This is a genomic window from Porcibacter vitabionis, assembly GCF_046263795.1.
Taxonomy (GTDB): Bacteria; Bacillota; Clostridia; order Lachnospirales; family Lachnospiraceae; genus Lachnocurva.
The window spans coordinates 7,774-25,012 of sequence record NZ_JBJYZD010000003.1 but is presented as its reverse complement, the minus strand read 5'-3'; the positions used below and the strand labels follow the sequence as shown (position 1 = coordinate 25,012).

The window sequence follows — 17,239 nt, the reverse complement described above, 5'->3', positions numbered from 1 at the left end:
ACTTTCACTCAGGAGGTAAGAAAATGACCATTATTGTAACAGGCGGCGCAGGCTTTATCGGAAGTAATTTCGTATTCTATGAACTGGACAAGCATCCGGAAGATCGGATCATCTGCCTGGATTCTCTGACATATGCAGGCAATCTTTCCACACTGAAGGATGTCATGGACAAGCCCAATTTCCGCTTTGTAAAGCTGGATATCCGGGATCGGGAAGGCGTCTACAAGCTCTTCGAAGAGGAGCATCCGGATGTTGTTGTAAACTTTGCAGCAGAATCCCATGTTGATCGTTCCATCGAGAACCCGACCATCTTCCTTGAGACCAACATCATCGGCACCTCTGTTCTGATGGATGCCTGCCGGAAGTACGGTATCAAGCGTTATCATCAGGTATCTACCGATGAGGTTTACGGTGATCTGCCTCTGGACCGCCCGGATCTCTTCTTCCATGAAGATACGCCCATCCATACCTCAAGCCCTTATTCCACATCCAAGGCATCTGCAGACCTTCTGGTTATGGCATATCACAGAACCTATGATCTGCCTGTAACCATCAGCCGCTGCTCCAATAACTACGGCCCTTACCAGTTCCCGGAAAAGCTCATCCCTCTGATGATTGCCAATGCTTTGGCAGACAAGAAGCTTCCGGTCTACGGAGAAGGCTTGAATGTCCGCGACTGGCTCTATGTCGAGGATCACTGCAAGGCAATCGATCTCATCGTACGTAAAGGCACCGTCGGAGAAGTTTATAATATCGGCGGCCATAATGAGATGCGGAATATCGATATCGTAAAGCTGATTCTTGATTATCTCGGCAAGCCCGAATCTCTGATTGAGCATGTCACCGATCGTAAGGGTCATGACCAGCGCTATGCCATCGATCCGACCAAGATCCACAATGAGCTTGGATGGCTGCCCGAGACCATGTTCAAGGATGGTATCAAGAAGACCATTCAGTGGTATCTCGATAACAAGGAATGGTGGGAGAACATCATTTCCGGAGAATACCAGAACTATTACCAGGAGATGTATGGTAAGAAGGAAGTTCTGGACTAATTGAATTAGCTATACTTAAGGGGTGATAGACCTCTTAGGAAATATAGACCGTGGCCAACATGGGGGTACATTTCGTAGTCGGTCCTACACAGTAGGAGAGCATGTAAGTGTAATCTCAGTTTGTCGCGGTCATTGTGCTATCTATAAGGAAGGTAAAATACATGAAAGTATTAGTAACAGGAGTCGCAGGTCAGCTGGGGCATGATGTGATGAATGAATTGGATAAGAATGGTATCCAGGGCGTTGGAACAGACCTAAAGCCTGAGTATGCTGGTATCCAGGATGGATCGGCTGTAACGAAGGCACCTTACATCTCACTAGATATTACAGATAGAGATGCAGTTCTTGACGTTGTTAAGGAACTGCATCCAGATGTTATCATCCACTGTGCTGCCTGGACTGCAGTAGATCTGGCAGAGGATGAGGATAAGCAACCACTTGTTAAGAAGATTAATGTGGACGGAACTCAGAACATGGCAGATGCAGCGAAGGCTGTAGATGCTAAGATGGTATACATCTCTACCGACTATGTATTCAATGGCCAGGGTACTGAGCCTTGGGATCCTGACTGTAAGGACTATGCACCACTGAATGTCTACGGTGAGACAAAGCTAGGTGGAGAATTAGCAGTATCGAATACTCTCGAGAAGTACTTTATCGTGCGTATTGCCTGGGTATTTGGTCTGAATGGTAAGAACTTTATTAAGACCATGCTGAGTGTTGGCCGGAATCATGATGAGGTACGCGTTGTATCTGATCAGATTGGTACACCAACCTACACATTAGATCTAGCAGTTCTCCTGGTATCTATGATTCAGACCGACAAGTACGGCTACTATCATGCAACCAATGAGGGTGGTTATATCTCCTGGTATGATTTTACAAAGGAGATCTATAAGCAGGCAGGTATGTCTACTAAGGTTATTCCTGTAACAACTGCAGAGTATGGACTGTCTAAGGCTGCACGCCCATTTAATTCTCGTCTTGATAAGAAGAAGTTGGTTGAGAAAGGATTTACCCCACTTCCTACATGGCAGGATGCAGTGGGTAGATATCTGGCGGCACTAAAAGAGAATGAGTAACTAAGGGGTTTATACGATATTTGAGAGGTTTGGCTGATGAATGCAAGAGTCCTAGTAATTGGCGATGTGATGATTGACAAGTATATTTCTGGAAATGTTAAGCGTATTTCTCCAGAGGCGCCAGTTCCAGTTTTGCTAAGCAAAAGTGAGAGATATGTTCTTGGTGGGGCTGCTAATGTTGCAATTAATATTGTTGCATCAGGCGTAGATGCGTCTATCATGACTGTTATAGGTGAGGATTCTGTTGGAGCACAATTAATAGAATTGTTAGAAAAACAGGCAATCAATACGGAGATGGTGGTTAAAAGCAGTGAGAGAATCACTACGATTAAGACTCGATTTATCGCAGACAACGGGCAACAGCTACTTCGACTCGATAAAGAGCAAAAAAGTGACATTGCTGCTTCAGAAGAAGAACAATTATTAAGCCTATTAGATAAACATGCAGATGAATTTGACTTAATACTTTTATCTGATTATTGCAAGGGAGTATTATCCAAATCATTCACGCCAAAAGCGATTCAAATTGCAAAAAAACATGGAAAAGATGTTTTTATTGATGTAAAAGATCCAAATATTCATAAGTATGATGGGGCAACTCTTTTAAAACCAAATTTGAAAGAAATTGGCGATCTTACTGGAATGCCGACCGATACAACAGATGAAATTATTAAGGCCGGTAGAAGCCTACTAGAGTCTTGCGGTTGTGAGTACATATTAGTCACTCGTGGCGGTGATGGTATGATTCTAATCGGTAGGGAAACATCTAATATTTATCCAAGTGCCAAGGTGGAGGTATTCGATGTAACCGGCGCAGGGGATACAGCAATTGCGTATCTGGCATCCGAGATTTCAACTGGAAGTGAGTTATCACAGGCGATTCGAGTGGCGAATATTGCTGCAGGTATTCAGGTCACAAAGAGGGGAACATCGGTTGTAACAAGAGACGAAGTTAATAATTATGCAGGTAAGGTGACTTTCGAAGATTGGACAGATAAGATTGTTCCAATTACAGAAGCTGCTTCTATTCGAAAGAATAACATGGATAAGAAGATTGTCTTCACCAATGGATGTTTTGACATATTGCATATTGGCCACCTTAGATACTTAGAAGAGTCTGCTAAGTTGGGCGATCTTCTTGTATTAGGACTGAATAGTGATGCATCGGTTAGAAGATTGAAAGGTGAGAGCCGGCCCATCAATTCTGAGTCAGATCGAGCCGAGATGCTGGCAGCTTTACCGTTTATTGATTATATTGTTATCTTTGATTCAGATACACCATATGAATTAATTAAGGAAGTTCAGCCAGATGTCCTAGTTAAGGGTGCTGATTATAAGACAAAAGAAAATATTGTAGGTTGGGATATTGTGGAAAAAAGAGGTGGTTCTGTAGAACTAATTGATTTTGTTCCAGGTAAATCAACAACAAATATTATAAAGAAAATAAATGATAAATAAGAGACCAGCTATAAAAAGTCAAGCATAATCTGAGGCGAAATTACTTTTTCGTTCGCTGTGGCAAAAAGGGTAACCTTAATAAGGCTCCCGGTAGGGCGCTTTTCAAAGTCTACTATGATCCCGGGTCAGAACTTACTCGAGATTGAATGCCACATCGTCCGTCAGCATCTTGTGAATGATGCGGACGAGCTTGCCGGCACAATGCCCGAGAGCATTGTAGTGTGTCCGGCCTTCGGCCATCTTGGCGTCGTAATAAGCCTTGAAGGTCGCGTTATTTTTCACTACGTTGTGCGCTGCATTCATTAAGGCGTAACGCAGGGTTCTGGAACCCCGTTTGGACATCCGGGTATGACTTGCATTGAAATTACCCGACTGATAGACGGAGGGATCCAATCCCGCGAAAGCCAGCAGCTGCTTAGGTTTGGCGAAGCGGTGAATGTCGCCGATCTCGCCAAGGATCATCCCGCCATTGATATAGCCAATGCCGGGGATGGTCATGATGACGGAATCCAGGCCGAGCATGAGATCGGTCATCTGAGATTCCACATCAATGATCTGCCTGTCCAGTAACTCGATCTGCTCGACAGACTGGGTTACCTGTAAGGATAGGGCTTTGTCGCTGGAACCGACAGACTTCTGTGCCAGAACTCTTAATTCTCTTGCCTGCTCTTTACCGAAGTGTCCGTGGGAAGAAACTTCGAGCAGGTGTGTGAGATGGGTCAGGTGCATGGAAGCCACCAGTTCAGGCGTCGGGGCCTCTTTCAGAATGGCGTAAACGGCCTTCTGATGTAAACCGGATTTGAAGAAGTACTGCAGCTCGGGGAATACCCGGTCGACATAAGCAGTGAGCTGAATTTTGGTACGGGTCCGCTCTTTGACAAGCTTCATCCGGAAACGGCCAAGGTTCTTAAGATGCATGCAATCGAGATCTTCCTGAGAGAAGAACCGGTGCGGCTGCGTCATAAGAGTTCTGGCGATTATCAACGTATCAACCTTGTCCGTTTTAGTCTTCCTGATGTTGTTCTTGCGCATCGTGGAAGTCTGGATCGGATTGATGACGCAGACCTGGTAGCGTCGTGCAACGAGGAATTCAACCAGGTTATCACCGTAGTGTGCCGTCGATTCAAGACCAATGATGAGGCTGCTGCGATCGAAGGAATCGATCGCTGAGAGCAGCTTACAGAAGCCATCATTGTCATTCGTAAATTTGAACGGCTTGACGAGTACTTCACCTTCGGCCGAAACGACCGAGGCAAAGTGATTGAGTTTGGCAATGTCGATGCCAACGTAGTACATAATGGATACCTCCTTTCAGGTTCCGTGATACTGTGGCATCCACCAGCGATTATCATCGTAGACTTGATTGAAATAAGTACTCAGGAGCAGGCTCCGGCACATCCAGCTGATAAACAATTCAGATAAAGGTAGCGGCAATACACTCCTATCAAGTAGTCAAGCTACAGGGAATAATTAAAAGTCCCACAGTATCTGAATGTATTGAACCACAGCATAGAAACGAAAGGAAAATGGTGATATCGCTTCTGAAATCATCATACAAGGTGAAAAATGGAAAATATCGCAGAACAGAGACTGAGAGACTCTATTGAAGTTAAGAATAGAATTATTGAGAGTCCGGAATTATTATCCCTTATCAATAAATTAGGAGAAGTTGTAGCTGACACCATAAAATCTGGAAATAAGCTAATTTTGTGTGGCAATGGGGGATCTGCTTCAGATGCACTTCATTTTGCCGGAGAGATTGTGGGCAGGTTTCAAAAGGAAAGAAGTGCGTGGCCAGCAATTGTACTAAATGCAGATGTCGCAACTATGACAGCAATTGCGAATGATTATAGTTATGATGATGTATTCGCTCGGCAGGCAGAAGGACATGTTAAGCCGGATGATTTATTTATAGGTATTAGCACAAGCGGTAATTCGGAAAATGTATATCGTGCAATTGAAGTCGCCAAAGGAAAGGGTGCTAAAACAGCAGCTTTGGTTGGTAAAGATGGTGGTAAGATTGCTAAGATAGTTGACTATCCAATAGTAGTTCCGTCTGATGTTACAGCAAGAATTCAGGAAAGTCATATTTGTATTATTCATACCGTATGTGAGATTGCAGAAAGCGAATTAGCATAATGCAGCATCTATCAAAGGCCGTATTCCTTGACAGGGATGGAACAATTAATGTTGAGAAACAATATTTGTACAAAAAGGAAGAATTTGAGTTTCTTCCTGGTGTATTAGATGGTTTAAAACTGCTTCAAAAGGCTGGCTATCTGTTGGTGATAGTTACAAATCAATCTGGTATCGCGAGAGGGTATTATTCGGAAGACCAATTCCATGACTTGAATAATTGGATGCTTTCTAAATTAGAAGAATATGGAATAACCATTACAAAGGTTTACTACTGCCCACATCATCCAAATGCAATTGTTGAAAAGTATAAAATGGATTGTGAGTGTAGAAAACCAAAACTCGGTATGTATCAGAAGGCGGTTCAAGAATACGGAATAGATTTGAATAATAGCTATGCTATAGGAGACAAAATACGCGACTGTGCGATTTGTAAGGATTCTGGATGTAAAGGTATTTTGATCCAAGATAATGAAGCGGCTACTGTGATATCGGATGTAAAACAATCCAAATATAGAAATGTAATATACCGAGAGACGTTACTAGATGCGGCGGAGTATATAGTTTCGAAAGTAGAAGAGTAGGGATGGCTGATGGAGAATCAGAAAACTAATTATAACATTTCAAAGAATTTTCTGGGTTTAAACCAGATGCTTTGGCGTAAATCAGCATTACAGAGGATTCGTTCACTTTTTTTTGTGATTGATTCTGCTATATTATTAACGCTAAAAAAACCTAAGAAGAAAACGGGAAAGAAGAAGGTTTTAATAGTATATAATATGGCCCTGGGTGATGGGATTATGTTTTATGGAGTTAGTCAGTATCTGAGAGAGATATGGCCGACAGAACAATATGAACTTACAATTGCGTGTCAAAAGGCCTTTAAGGATTTATATATTGCAAGAGGTATATATGATAAGGTTTTACCCCTAGATTTCACTGGCGCAACAATTAATCTAAAAAAGCGCAGAGATCTTTTTAGACTGCTTCGATCTGAGCACTATGATATCCTTTTAGATCCAGTGGGGTCTGAAGAATGTACAACGAATGTTTTTGTGAGTAGAGCTGCTTGTTCAGATAAAAAAATAGGTGTAGTTAACCGTGCACTTCCCCAACAACTTTCTAACAAGAAGAGAAGAAGTATCTATACTGATGTGATTGAATTAGAGCAGGAAAACATGCACTTAATTCAGTACTATGCGGAAACTATGAAGAGATTGGGCGCGAATGATTGTGTTGCAAGTCCTGCAAGTCTTCCAGACATTAAACCACCAGTGAAGTTGCCTGAAAAATTCTTTATTGTTTTCCCCGTGGCAAGTATGGATGTAAAAAAATGGGATGTGAAGAACTACGCATATATTGCTAGGAAAATTCAGGAAGAGACTGGATTGCCGCTAGTTATTTGTGGAACAGAGCATGATAGACCTTCCATTGAAGAGATGCTAAGTTATATTCCAGATATTACATATGTAGATGTTATAGGTAAGACCAATATAATTGAATTCACCTCAGTTATTGGTAAGGCTGAATATGTAGTCACAAACGATACAAGTGCCTACCATATTGCTGTTGCGCGTGGTGTAAAGACATTTATGGTATGTGGTGGTTATACATATGATAGATATGCACATTATCAATACGCATCATTAGGTTATAGAGATCCATATTTAATTACTAAGCATATGGATTGTTATAATTGCAATAACCATTGCATTTATAATGATTTCAAAGTGTTCCCATGTATTGAACGTGTGACAAAAGAAGACGCATGGGATGTAATTTCTCATGTGATAAATGAGGAACAGAATGTCTGAACAACAAATGAAAAAGAATATCGCATGGAACACATTCGGAAGCGTGCTGTATAGTGCTTGTCAATGGTTAATTACCGTCCTTGTTGTACATATTTCGTCATATGAAGCTGCTGGATATCTCTCAATTGCCATGACAACGAGTAGCAGCTTCTCGGCAATCTCCTTATTTAGTATGAGAAACTATCAAGTTTCCGATGTAAAGGGTGAATATTCTCAGGATGTTTACGTTGGAAGCCGAATCACAACATGTATCGTTGCGCTTGCATGTTGCGTGATCTCATCAGCAATAGGGAATAGTGTTTACCAGATGCTCTGTGTTGATGCATTCATGCTAGTACGTGTAGCAGAAGCAATGGTTGATGTCCTTCATGGCGAGAATCAGAAGTTCCAAAGATACGATTATATTGGAAAATCATATTTGCTTAGAGGCGTATTAACTATAGTAAGTTTTGTCCTAGGGCTTATTCTTACAGACAACTTGATGATTACATTGTTTGTCATGGCACTATGTAACCTCGCTGTTGCTTTTATCTATGATTGGAGGAAAACCACATCATTAGAGCACATATCTCCAATTATTTGGAATAATCAAGTGTTTAGTTTGTTGAGAAAATGCGCTCCAATTGTTGTCTTTTCTTTTTTGCTTAGTTTAGAGAATCTAATACCCAAATATATTTTACAGCAGGTAGAAGGACCAACACCCCTAGGAGTGTACTCAACGATAGCCTCACCAACATTGATAGTTCAAGTGTTTGCATCAGTGGCGTTTAATCCTCTCTTACCAGGCTTTTCTTCAGTCTACTTGGAACAGGATTATAATAGATTCTTGAAAATGCTTCATAAGGTATATGCTGGTTTTATTTTGTTGTCAATCATTGTGACAGTAGGAGCAATCATTTTAGGCAGATGGGGATTAACTCTATTGTTTGGTAAAAAAATTCTTACTTCATATGAGCTATTTCTGCCAATTGTGTGGGTTACGATTTTAACGGCAATTATATGGATCTTTTCATCTATCATAGTTGCAATGAGAAAAATATGGTGGTTATTAATCGGAATGATTATCGACTTTGCAATTATGTTGCCATTGGTTAGACCGATTATTGTAAATCATGGTAGTAATGGCATAAGTATTGTTCAAATAATTTTGTACACACTATATATAACTTATATGGTGATCATTAGCGAGGTATTGATCCGCCGCGATAAAAATGGAAGGAGCAGAAGATGAAAGTATTAATCACTGGAGCCGCAGGCTATATGGGCAGACATGTGGTGAAGGCATTTCTCAACGCTGGACATGATGTATATGTTTCTGATTTTCAGTTTAAGGGAATTGATGAAAGAGCTACCCGTGTAGATATCCCAATTTTCTCGGGCGATAAGGATATATATAAACAGTTGGGAGAGCCAGAGGTACTCGTACATTTGGCTTGGAGGGATGGATTTATCCATAATTCCAAAGCTCATATGAATGATTTATCTGCGCATATGACTTTCTTAGAGAATATGATCGACGGAGGATTAAAGTACTTAACCGTTATGGGAAGCATGCATGAGATTGGATATTGGGAAGGCGCCATTACAGCAGACACACCGTGCAACCCAATGACTATGTATGGCATTGCTAAAAATGCAATGAGACAAGCATTATTGCTTTATTGTAAAGATAAAGATGTGAATTTACATTGGCTTCGCGCTTATTATATTTATGGAGATGACACGAGAGGTAGTTCTATCTTTGCAAAGCTGTGTCAAGCTGAAGAAGACGGAAAAGAAGAATTCCCATTTACATCTGGTAAGAACAAGTATGATTTTATCCATGTTGATGAGTTAGCAAAACAGATTGAGCTGGCAAGTGTACAGGATAAGGTTAATGGAGTGATTAATGTATGTACTGGACAGCCAATGACATTAGCAGAGAAGGTTGAGAGCTACATTAAGGAACATGATTTTAAGATTCGCTTGAAATATGGTGCCTTTCCGGATAGACCTTATGACTCACCAGGTGAGTGGGGTGATGCAACACTGATTAACCAGATTATGGAGAATGCAAGATGAAGCAGTGGAATAACTACACTGGAGAGGATTTGACCTTTGTTGTATGCGCATATAAAGAGTGTGCATATCTAGATGAGGCAGTGAGTGCTTTAGTTAATCAGACAGTAAAGGCTAAAATCTTGATTTCTACATCAACACCAAATGATCTTATCAAAAGCGTGGCAGATAAATATGGAGTTGAGATTAGGGTGAATCCAGATGGTGGACAGATTAAAGATTATAATTTTGCAATTCGTCAAGCAGATACTCCGTTAGTGATGCTTGCTCATCAGGATGAAGTGCTCCTACCAGAATTTGTAGAGAAGACTCTATGGGGATTGAATCATAGTAAGGATCCAATTTTGTCCTGCACGGACTATATTGAGATGCATAATGATATTGTCGACGAAAAGCAGTCTTCCATGATTAAAGTTAAGAAGATATTACTAACTCCATTAAAGTGGAAATGGCTAGCAGGAACACGATTTGGTAAGAGATTAACACTACGATTTGGCGATCCAATTACCCATCCATCTGTCGTACATGTTGCAAGCAAACTTCCGGAAGAAGTATTCAGGGAAGAGTACAAGGCTTCCATGGATTGGGATTTATGGCAGAGAATTGCAGAACAGCCGGGAAGCTTTGTGTATATAGACGAAATCCTTCTATATCACAGAATGAATGATGAGAACCAGACCGTGCAATTGCTGAAGACGACAGATGCGAGATCTCAGGATGAGTATGCTATTTTTTGTAGATACTGGCCGAAGTGGTTTGCTAAATTACTAATGCGGTTTTATGGTAAAGCTCATCGTTATTATTGATAGGAATGGTATGAATAAGAGTTTATCAGAACAAATTAAAATTCGTAGTTCAAATATTAATCTGTTAAGATTTATCGCTGCAATCAGTGTGATATTTTGTCATTCATTTGCTGTTAGTAGAAATGCAGAGGACCCATTAAATGTTATAGATAAGGGACAATGCAATGTGGGTGGTGTAGCTGTAGCTGTATTTTTCTTTCTGAGTGGTTTATATGTAACTAAGTCCTTAGAGAAAGATGCCTCATTACTTACATTCTTTAAGAAAAGATGCATGCGAATCTTTCCACAACTCTGGATTACCGTACTAGTTTGTGTTTTCGTCCTAGGACCTATCATTACATGCGTTAGTCTAAAGGAGTACTTTGGAAGTGAAGACACTTATAAATATTTACTGAACATGGTATTACTACCAGTTCATAATCTACCAGGCGTGTTTAATATGAATGCATATCAGACAGTCAACGGGCCATTATGGACGATGCCTGTGGAATTTGCGGCATATATTGGGTTAATGATATTAGCGGTAGTGAGCGAAGGATTATGTAAATTAAATGATAGGATTAATCGAAAAAGACTCAATCTGTTAGTAGTATGTTTATTGATAGTTATATATTTATTCACTGTTTTTTATTTACATAACCAAATGCTGATTAGTATAGCTCGCCCGATGTTAATTTTTTACGAAGGTGTCATGTATTATGATTATCGTGAAAAGATTACACTTAATCCTATCTTTGGAATTGTTGCATTGATTGTTCTATTTGCCTTCGCACAGACATTTGTTTTTTCGTTGCTGTTTGTGCTTCTGTTGCCGTATGGAATTCTCTCCATAACATTGGGCTTTAATCAAGTTCCTATCAATTGGATGGTGCTTAATACATCCTATGAGATGTATTTGGTAGGGTGGCCAATACAACAGGTGGTCCAAATGATTAATCATAATCTATCCCCAGTAGAAAACTGGTTGATTACAATTCCGATAGATATTTTATTGGGATTAGTACTTTATAAATTGACGGAAAAGATAGTGCGGTATTTACCTAATAAAGCATAATAGGAGATTTGTTAATGAGAGGACTTGTAATAATTCCAGCCTTCAATGAAGAAGGTGCTATTGTTAATACAGTAGAGAACATTAAACAGAATGCACCATCTTTTGATTATATTGTGATCAATGATTGTTCCACAGATAGCACCCCTCAGTTACTTGATGAGAATCACATTAATCATGTGGATCTTCCGATTAATTTAGGAATTGGTGGTGCGGTGCAAACGGGCTATATCTATGCAGATAAGTATGGATATGATTGTGCAGTACAAATGGATGGCGATGGACAGCATGATGCAGCCTTTTTAGAGAATATGCTAAGACATCTCGAAGAGGATCAGGCAGATATGATTATTGGCTCTCGTTTCTTAGAAAAAGAGGGCTTTCAGTCTAGTGCACTTCGCCGAATGGGTATTCGATTCTATACAAGACTTATCCATATGCTGACAGGAAGTACAGTAACAGATCCTACTTCAGGGATGCGGTTGGCAAATAAAAAAATAATTCATCTATTTGCAAAGCATTACCCAAAGGATTATCCGGAACCCGAGACCGCTGTGACCATACTAAAGCATGGATATCGAATTAAGGATATTCCAGTACAAATGCTTGCGCGTACTACAGGAGAATCTTCAATTTCGATGAAGAAGTCCGTGTATTATATGATTAAGGTTACGATTGCGTGTGTTATTGCGGCTATTGCACCGGATAGATAATGTTGGTTTGCATTTATGGAGATGAAACTATGAATTTTAGGCTTCAATTAATTGTAGCTGCAGTGATTGTGCTTGCTATGATTTATATCATTAATAAAATTCGAAAGAAGCAAGTAGAACTTAAATATGCATTAACTTGGTTTACTGTGGGTATCATATATCTATTGTTTGATTTGATACCGCAGCTACAAATTTGGGTAAGTAATTTACTAGGTATTACAGTACCACAAAATATGCTTATATTCTTGGCATTAGGGCTTATTCTTGTTATCTTGTTTGGTCAGACAGTAATAGTATCTAATCAGAGCAATCAGATTAAGCGCTTAATACAAGAAGTTGGAATTTTGAATGCAGAGATTGATGAGGTAAGAAAAAAGGAAGGAGAAAACAAATGAAAGGTATTATTTTAGCAGGTGGTTCAGGAACAAGATTATATCCATTAACTAAGGCGATTTCTAAGCAGATTATGCCGGTATACGACAAGCCAATGATCTATTATCCATTGTCTACACTTATGCTGGCAGGCATCAGAGAAGTTCTGATTATTTCTACTCTAAGAGATCTCCCTGTATTCAAGGAACTCTTAGAGGATGGTTCACAGTTAGGCATGGATATCCAGTATGCTGTTCAGGAAGCTCCAAATGGACTGGCTGAGGCATTTATTATCGGCGCGGACTTTATCGGTGATGATTCCGTTGCTCTTGTGCTTGGAGATAATATCTTCTACGGACAGAGCTTCTCTCAGACACTGAAGAATGCTCACGACAGAGTGGAGAAGAATGGTGGAGCTACCATCTTCGGTTACTACGTAAGAGATCCTAGAGAATATGGTGTAGTTGAATTTGATGAGAATGGTAAGGCTATCTCTATCGAGGAGAAGCCAGAGCAGCCTAAGTCAAATTATGCTGTTCCCGGTCTATATTTCTATGACAATGATGTCGTGAAGATCGCACAGACCATCAAGCCTTCCGCTCGCGGCGAACTGGAGATCACGGCAGTCAATAATGCCTATCTGGATCGCGGAGATCTCTATGTAGAGACCCTTGGCCGTGGCTTCGCCTGGCTGGATACCGGAAATCACGATATGCTCCTTGCAGCGGCGAACTTCGTTTCGACGATCCAGAAACGGCAGGGACTCTATGTCTCCTGTATCGAGGAGATCGCCTATAAACGTGGCTTTATTGATGCCGAGCAGTTAAAGAAACTGGCGCAGCCCCTGATGAAGTCAGATTATGGCAAGTATCTGGTAGCGGTTGCAGATGGAGAGATTCAATAAGAAAAGAGGCAGGAAATGGCAATTACAGTAGAGAAGAACATCAATGGCATTGAAGGATTAAATATTATTACGCCGAAGGTTTTCGGCGACCGCAGAGGCTACTTCATGGAGACCTATAATGAAAATGACATGAAGGCCAATGGAATGGATTATGTCTTCGTTCAGGACAACCAGTCCGCATCCTCTAAGGGAGTTCTGCGCGGTCTGCATTTCCAGATCCATTATCCTCAGGACAAGCTGGTGAGGGTCGTAAGAGGTGAAGTATATGATGTTGCCGTTGATTTCCGCCCGGGTTCTAAGACCTTCGGAAAGTGGGCAGGTGTCCTTTTGACCGCAGAGAATAAGAAGCAGTTCATGATCCCGAAGAATTTCGCGCATGGCTTTATCTGCCTGTCCGACGAAGCAGAGTTCTGTTACAAGGTAACCGACTTCTATCATCCGAATGATGAAGGCGGAATCATGTGGAATGATCCGGATCTGGGAGTCGAGTGGCCGATGCCGGAAGGAATAACTGCAGATGATTTGAACCTTTCGGATAAGGATAAAGTGAACTGGAGTTATAAGGAATATTTGCAGAAGATGGGACGGTAAGTTTGTTTGCATAGAAAAATAGATGGGAATAGTATGGATACTAAACTGAAAATTGAGGGTGTGAATTTTACAAGAACAATCTGTGCTCTAGGTATAATTTTTTACCATTTTTTTCGAGCATCGGCCTCTCAATATCCGCTATTTACTACATATGCCAACGGAACATGGGGAGAGGTAAATGTAACCATCTTTTTTATGCTTTCAGGATATCTTTTATATTACAATCATTCTTCCGTCAATAAGCTGTCTGCTTTTTACAAAAAACGTTGGATCAGTATCTTCCCGGCTTTTTACATTGCATATATTTTTCTTTATATAGAGCGTATATTTCAAACGGGGAGAATTTTTTGGAGTGGTCCCACATGGAAACTGCTTTTTTCAGTTATTGGAATAGATGGATTCATTTTCTATCGTCAGCCGGATGATTATTATTTAATTGGAGACTGGTTCCTAGGTGCAATCATAATATTATATGCTTTATATCCTCTGATTATCTCGATATTGAATAAGAATGCAGTACTCAGTACCTTTGTGGTACTGATACTGTATTTCATTCTCCTGCTTAACCAGCATAATATAACAAATAAAGCCAGTCATACCATCACATCCAGCCTTCTGAGCTTTTACATAGGCATTCTTTTATGTAAATATTGCAGAAAACTAATAGACAGACCCTTGTCCGTCATTGCTATGGCTTTGATTTCTGCAACATGCTACTTTGTACCACAAAGAATCTTAGATGAGAATATTCATTACCATGTGTTCGCAATAGCTCTGTTCATAGTATTTCTATGGATAGGAAGTTCCTTAGATAAATGCAAACCAATTCGAAGTCTTTTTACTTTTACAGGAGGACTGACATATGAAGTTTTCTTACTTCAGCATGTTGTTATACTGAAATTATTGCAGGTGAAAAATCCTGCTTCTGCAAGAAAAAGTATATGCCTTTGCCTAATGGTGACAATTGTTATTTTCTTCTATGCATGGTGCCTGTCGTCTGTCTCGAATGTTGTAAAAAGTAAAATGAAATCCTATTAATAGATAGAAGTGATGGCATGCCGAATACTTTTAATATCAGTATCGTTAAAATCTAATACGGACCATTTCCCATGCTGGTATTGCAAGATGGTAACGCTGGCATTATCGATAGAAGTATATGCAGTATCGTTTAGTTTTTTAGCAAGCCAGAATCCCGCGGACGAGTGTGTAGTAACCAAAACGTTCTCACCAGGTTTAGAAGTCGCAATAACGGTAGACATTGCTTTATCAAATCTGTGATAAAAATGATACATATTCTCCGCATGAATAGGAGAAAGATAGTCAGGCTGATCTATTGATCCATACATAGAATCGAATGTCATTTCACCATATTGCTTAGTGGCATTTTCTATACTCATTCCCTCAACATCTCCACAACGAATATCTCGTAGATCGGATAAAAAAATTGTTTTTAAATTGGAGCTTGTTTTCTGATTTTCCTTTAATATTATTTCACCGGTATTGGTGGCACGACCTAATGGACTTGAAAAAGAACGGGAAAAACACACATTTTGTAAAGCACGACCAGTTTTTTTAACCGATTCTTGCCCTGCTTTTGTCAGTGGTGAATCACCGTCGCCTCCGATAAGAACGCCATTGACATTGGATTCAGTCTGGCCATGTCGTATCAGATATATAGTGATTGGTTGATTGTTTTTATAACAATGTAAGAATAGAAAAGCACACAAAAATAATAGGGAAAAGATTATCAAAGCAATGAATATAATTTTTTGTTGATGTTTTTGTCCTGAATTCGATTTCATATTCATTGTTCACTTAATTCGTTCAGACTATTATGATTTCTTGATTAGTCAATAAGCTTTTCTGAGGTAGATACCTTTTTATTGTAACAACAGAAGAATCTGCTGTCTAGCTGAGATGACAATTTTTCCCATTCGTGATAAAATCCCATAGACAAACAAATTAAGAATATAACGATTGCTAAAAAAGATCAGGAAGGATAATGGAGAGAAAGATGAAGAGATGGATAGGAGTGCTGGGCCTTGCGTTTGTCTTGGTAGTGGCACTGTTTATCGGAAGCGGAAAAGCAGAGGCAGCTTCCGACCGGCTTCAAGCGGGAAAGATATCAGATCTTACCCTGCAGGAGGGAAGCCGAACCACACTGAGCGTTCAGGCAACAGGAGATGGATTGGACTATCAGTGGCAGTATAAATTCAGGGGAAGCAATGCCTGGGTGAACTGGGGAACCGAGAATCCATGCACCCCGATCTATACAGCGGATCATTACTGGCAGGGAATGAGTTACCGTGTCATTGTAAGAGATGCTTACGGAACACAGGCCGTATCCAATGAGGGCAAGGTAACTGTCACACCGAAGACGGCACTAACGATTACCAGACAGCCGGAGAACGTGACCTTGAAAGAAGGAGCACGTCCGACATATACAGCACAGACGACCGGAGAAGGACTCAGCTATCGCTGGCAGTATAAGTTCAAGGGAAGCAGCACCTGGGCCGATTGGGGACAGGGGAATCCATTCACCCCGATCTGCACAGCAGACAAATACTGGCAGGGAATGAGCTATCGGTACATAGTAACGGACAACTTTGGAAACAGCATGATCTCAAAGGAAGGAATCGTAACAGTTGTATTAAAGAGCCGGGCAGCCATTACAAACAATATACCAGATCTTACCCTGCAGGAGGGAAGCCGAACCACACTGAGCGTTCAGGCAACAGGAGACGGATTGGACTATCAGTGGCAGTATAAATTCAGGGGAAGCAATGCCTGGATGAACTGGGGAACCGGGAATCCATGCACCCCGATCTATACAGCGGATCCTTACTGGCAGGGAATGAGTTACCGTGTCATCGTAAGAGATGCTTACGGAACACAGGCCGTATCCAATGAGGGCAAGGTAACTGTCACACCGAAGACAGCACTAACGATTACCAGACAGCCGGAGGACGTGACTTTGAAAGAAGGAGCACGTCCGACATATACAGCACAGACGACCGGAGAAGGGCTCAGCTATCGCTGGCAGTATAAGTTCAAGGGAAGCAACACCTGGGTCGATTGGGGACAGAGGAATCCATTCACCCCGGTCTGCACAGCAGACAAATACTGGTGGTCATAAACAGACGACACGTCTGGCCCCACTTACCTAAGGAGACAGGGGTTAGCTGGGTCCACAACGAAG

The 17,239-nt window shown here is 40.8% G+C and carries 18 protein-coding genes; 16 read left to right on the top strand and 2 right to left on the bottom strand.

The annotated features are described in order from the left end of the window. Positions 1 to 23 precede the first annotated feature (23 nt). The 3 genes from rfbB to rfaE2 all read left to right on the top strand — a co-directional run bounded on the left by rfbB (position 24) and on the right by rfaE2 (position 3,595). The gene (rfbB, locus tag ACKX2L_RS03385; protein ID WP_497551946.1) at positions 24 to 1,055 is read left to right on the top strand and encodes a dTDP-glucose 4,6-dehydratase; all 1,032 of its coding nucleotides are present in this window, start codon (positions 24 to 26) and stop codon (positions 1,053 to 1,055) included. Positions 1,056 to 1,216: 161 nt separating this feature from the next. Further along, complete coding sequence (gene rfbD / locus ACKX2L_RS03380; RefSeq protein WP_497551945.1) at positions 1,217 to 2,137, top strand: dTDP-4-dehydrorhamnose reductase; 921 nt, start codon at positions 1,217 to 1,219, stop codon at positions 2,135 to 2,137. 36 nt (positions 2,138 to 2,173) lie between these two features. After that, complete coding sequence (rfaE2, locus tag ACKX2L_RS03375; RefSeq protein ID WP_497551944.1) at positions 2,174 to 3,595, top strand: D-glycero-beta-D-manno-heptose 1-phosphate adenylyltransferase; 1,422 nt, start codon at positions 2,174 to 2,176, stop codon at positions 3,593 to 3,595. 132 nt (positions 3,596 to 3,727) lie between these two features. Here the strand turns inward: rfaE2 and ACKX2L_RS03370 are convergent, their stop codons facing one another. Then, positions 3,728 to 4,891 (bottom strand): IS110 family RNA-guided transposase, encoded by a 1,164-nt coding sequence (locus ACKX2L_RS03370; RefSeq protein WP_497551943.1) that lies wholly within the window; start codon positions 4,889 to 4,891, stop codon positions 3,728 to 3,730. A gap of 270 nt (positions 4,892 to 5,161) precedes the next feature. Between ACKX2L_RS03370 and ACKX2L_RS03365 the strand changes: the two genes are divergently transcribed. The 12 genes from ACKX2L_RS03365 to ACKX2L_RS03310 are packed head-to-tail and all read left to right on the top strand — an operon-like array spanning position 5,162 to position 15,078. Next, the gene (locus ACKX2L_RS03365; RefSeq protein ID WP_497551942.1) at positions 5,162 to 5,734 is read left to right on the top strand and encodes a D-sedoheptulose-7-phosphate isomerase; all 573 of its coding nucleotides are present in this window, start codon (positions 5,162 to 5,164) and stop codon (positions 5,732 to 5,734) included. Then, entirely contained in the window at positions 5,734 to 6,315 is a 582-nt protein-coding gene (gene gmhB / locus ACKX2L_RS03360) for a D-glycero-beta-D-manno-heptose 1,7-bisphosphate 7-phosphatase (protein ID WP_497551941.1), read from the top strand. Before ACKX2L_RS03365 ends, gmhB begins: the two co-directional genes overlap by 1 nt. A 9-nt stretch (positions 6,316 to 6,324) precedes the next feature. Then, positions 6,325 to 7,545, top strand: coding sequence for a glycosyltransferase family 9 protein (locus ACKX2L_RS03355; RefSeq protein WP_497551940.1), 1,221 nt, complete (start codon positions 6,325 to 6,327; stop codon positions 7,543 to 7,545). Then, the gene (locus tag ACKX2L_RS03350; protein WP_497551939.1) at positions 7,538 to 8,776 is read left to right on the top strand and encodes a lipopolysaccharide biosynthesis protein; all 1,239 of its coding nucleotides are present in this window, start codon (positions 7,538 to 7,540) and stop codon (positions 8,774 to 8,776) included. Before ACKX2L_RS03355 ends, ACKX2L_RS03350 begins: the two co-directional genes overlap by 8 nt. Further along, positions 8,773 to 9,606, top strand: coding sequence for an NAD-dependent epimerase/dehydratase family protein (locus ACKX2L_RS03345; protein ID WP_497551938.1), 834 nt, complete (start codon positions 8,773 to 8,775; stop codon positions 9,604 to 9,606). The genes ACKX2L_RS03350 and ACKX2L_RS03345 overlap by 4 nt, the downstream gene beginning before the upstream one ends. After that, positions 9,603 to 10,409 (top strand): glycosyltransferase, encoded by an 807-nt coding sequence (locus ACKX2L_RS03340; RefSeq protein WP_497551937.1) that lies wholly within the window; start codon positions 9,603 to 9,605, stop codon positions 10,407 to 10,409. Before ACKX2L_RS03345 ends, ACKX2L_RS03340 begins: the two co-directional genes overlap by 4 nt. 10 nt (positions 10,410 to 10,419) lie before the next feature. Continuing rightward, the gene (locus tag ACKX2L_RS03335; protein ID WP_497551936.1) at positions 10,420 to 11,463 is read left to right on the top strand and encodes an acyltransferase family protein; all 1,044 of its coding nucleotides are present in this window, start codon (positions 10,420 to 10,422) and stop codon (positions 11,461 to 11,463) included. A gap of 14 nt (positions 11,464 to 11,477) precedes the next feature. After that, positions 11,478 to 12,173: a glycosyltransferase family 2 protein gene (locus tag ACKX2L_RS03330; RefSeq protein ID WP_497551935.1), complete on the top strand. Its 696-nt coding sequence runs from the start codon at positions 11,478 to 11,480 to the stop codon at positions 12,171 to 12,173. A 29-nt stretch (positions 12,174 to 12,202) separates the two neighbouring features. Further along, positions 12,203 to 12,568, top strand: a complete 366-nt coding sequence (locus ACKX2L_RS03325) for a DUF2304 domain-containing protein (protein WP_497551934.1) — start codon at positions 12,203 to 12,205, stop codon at positions 12,566 to 12,568. Beyond that, positions 12,565 to 13,449: a glucose-1-phosphate thymidylyltransferase RfbA gene (gene rfbA, locus ACKX2L_RS03320; RefSeq protein WP_497551933.1), complete on the top strand. Its 885-nt coding sequence runs from the start codon at positions 12,565 to 12,567 to the stop codon at positions 13,447 to 13,449. Before ACKX2L_RS03325 ends, rfbA begins: the two co-directional genes overlap by 4 nt. Positions 13,450 to 13,464: 15 nt before the next feature. After that, positions 13,465 to 14,040, top strand: a complete 576-nt coding sequence (gene rfbC, locus ACKX2L_RS03315; RefSeq protein WP_497552611.1) for a dTDP-4-dehydrorhamnose 3,5-epimerase — start codon at positions 13,465 to 13,467, stop codon at positions 14,038 to 14,040. A 33-nt stretch (positions 14,041 to 14,073) separates the two neighbouring features. After that, positions 14,074 to 15,078, top strand: coding sequence for an acyltransferase family protein (locus ACKX2L_RS03310; protein ID WP_497551931.1), 1,005 nt, complete (start codon positions 14,074 to 14,076; stop codon positions 15,076 to 15,078). On the opposite strand, the gene ACKX2L_RS03305 is transcribed toward ACKX2L_RS03310, so the two are convergent. Beyond that, positions 15,075 to 15,842 (bottom strand): histidine phosphatase family protein, encoded by a 768-nt coding sequence (locus tag ACKX2L_RS03305; RefSeq protein WP_497551930.1) that lies wholly within the window; start codon positions 15,840 to 15,842, stop codon positions 15,075 to 15,077. The genes ACKX2L_RS03310 and ACKX2L_RS03305 overlap by 4 nt on opposite strands. Before the next feature lie 212 nt (positions 15,843 to 16,054). Here ACKX2L_RS03305 and ACKX2L_RS03300 point away from each other — a divergent pair, with 212 nt between their 5' ends. Next, positions 16,055 to 17,176, top strand: a complete 1,122-nt coding sequence (locus ACKX2L_RS03300) for a hypothetical protein (protein ID WP_497552610.1) — start codon at positions 16,055 to 16,057, stop codon at positions 17,174 to 17,176. Positions 17,177 to 17,239: the final 63 nt, after the last annotated feature.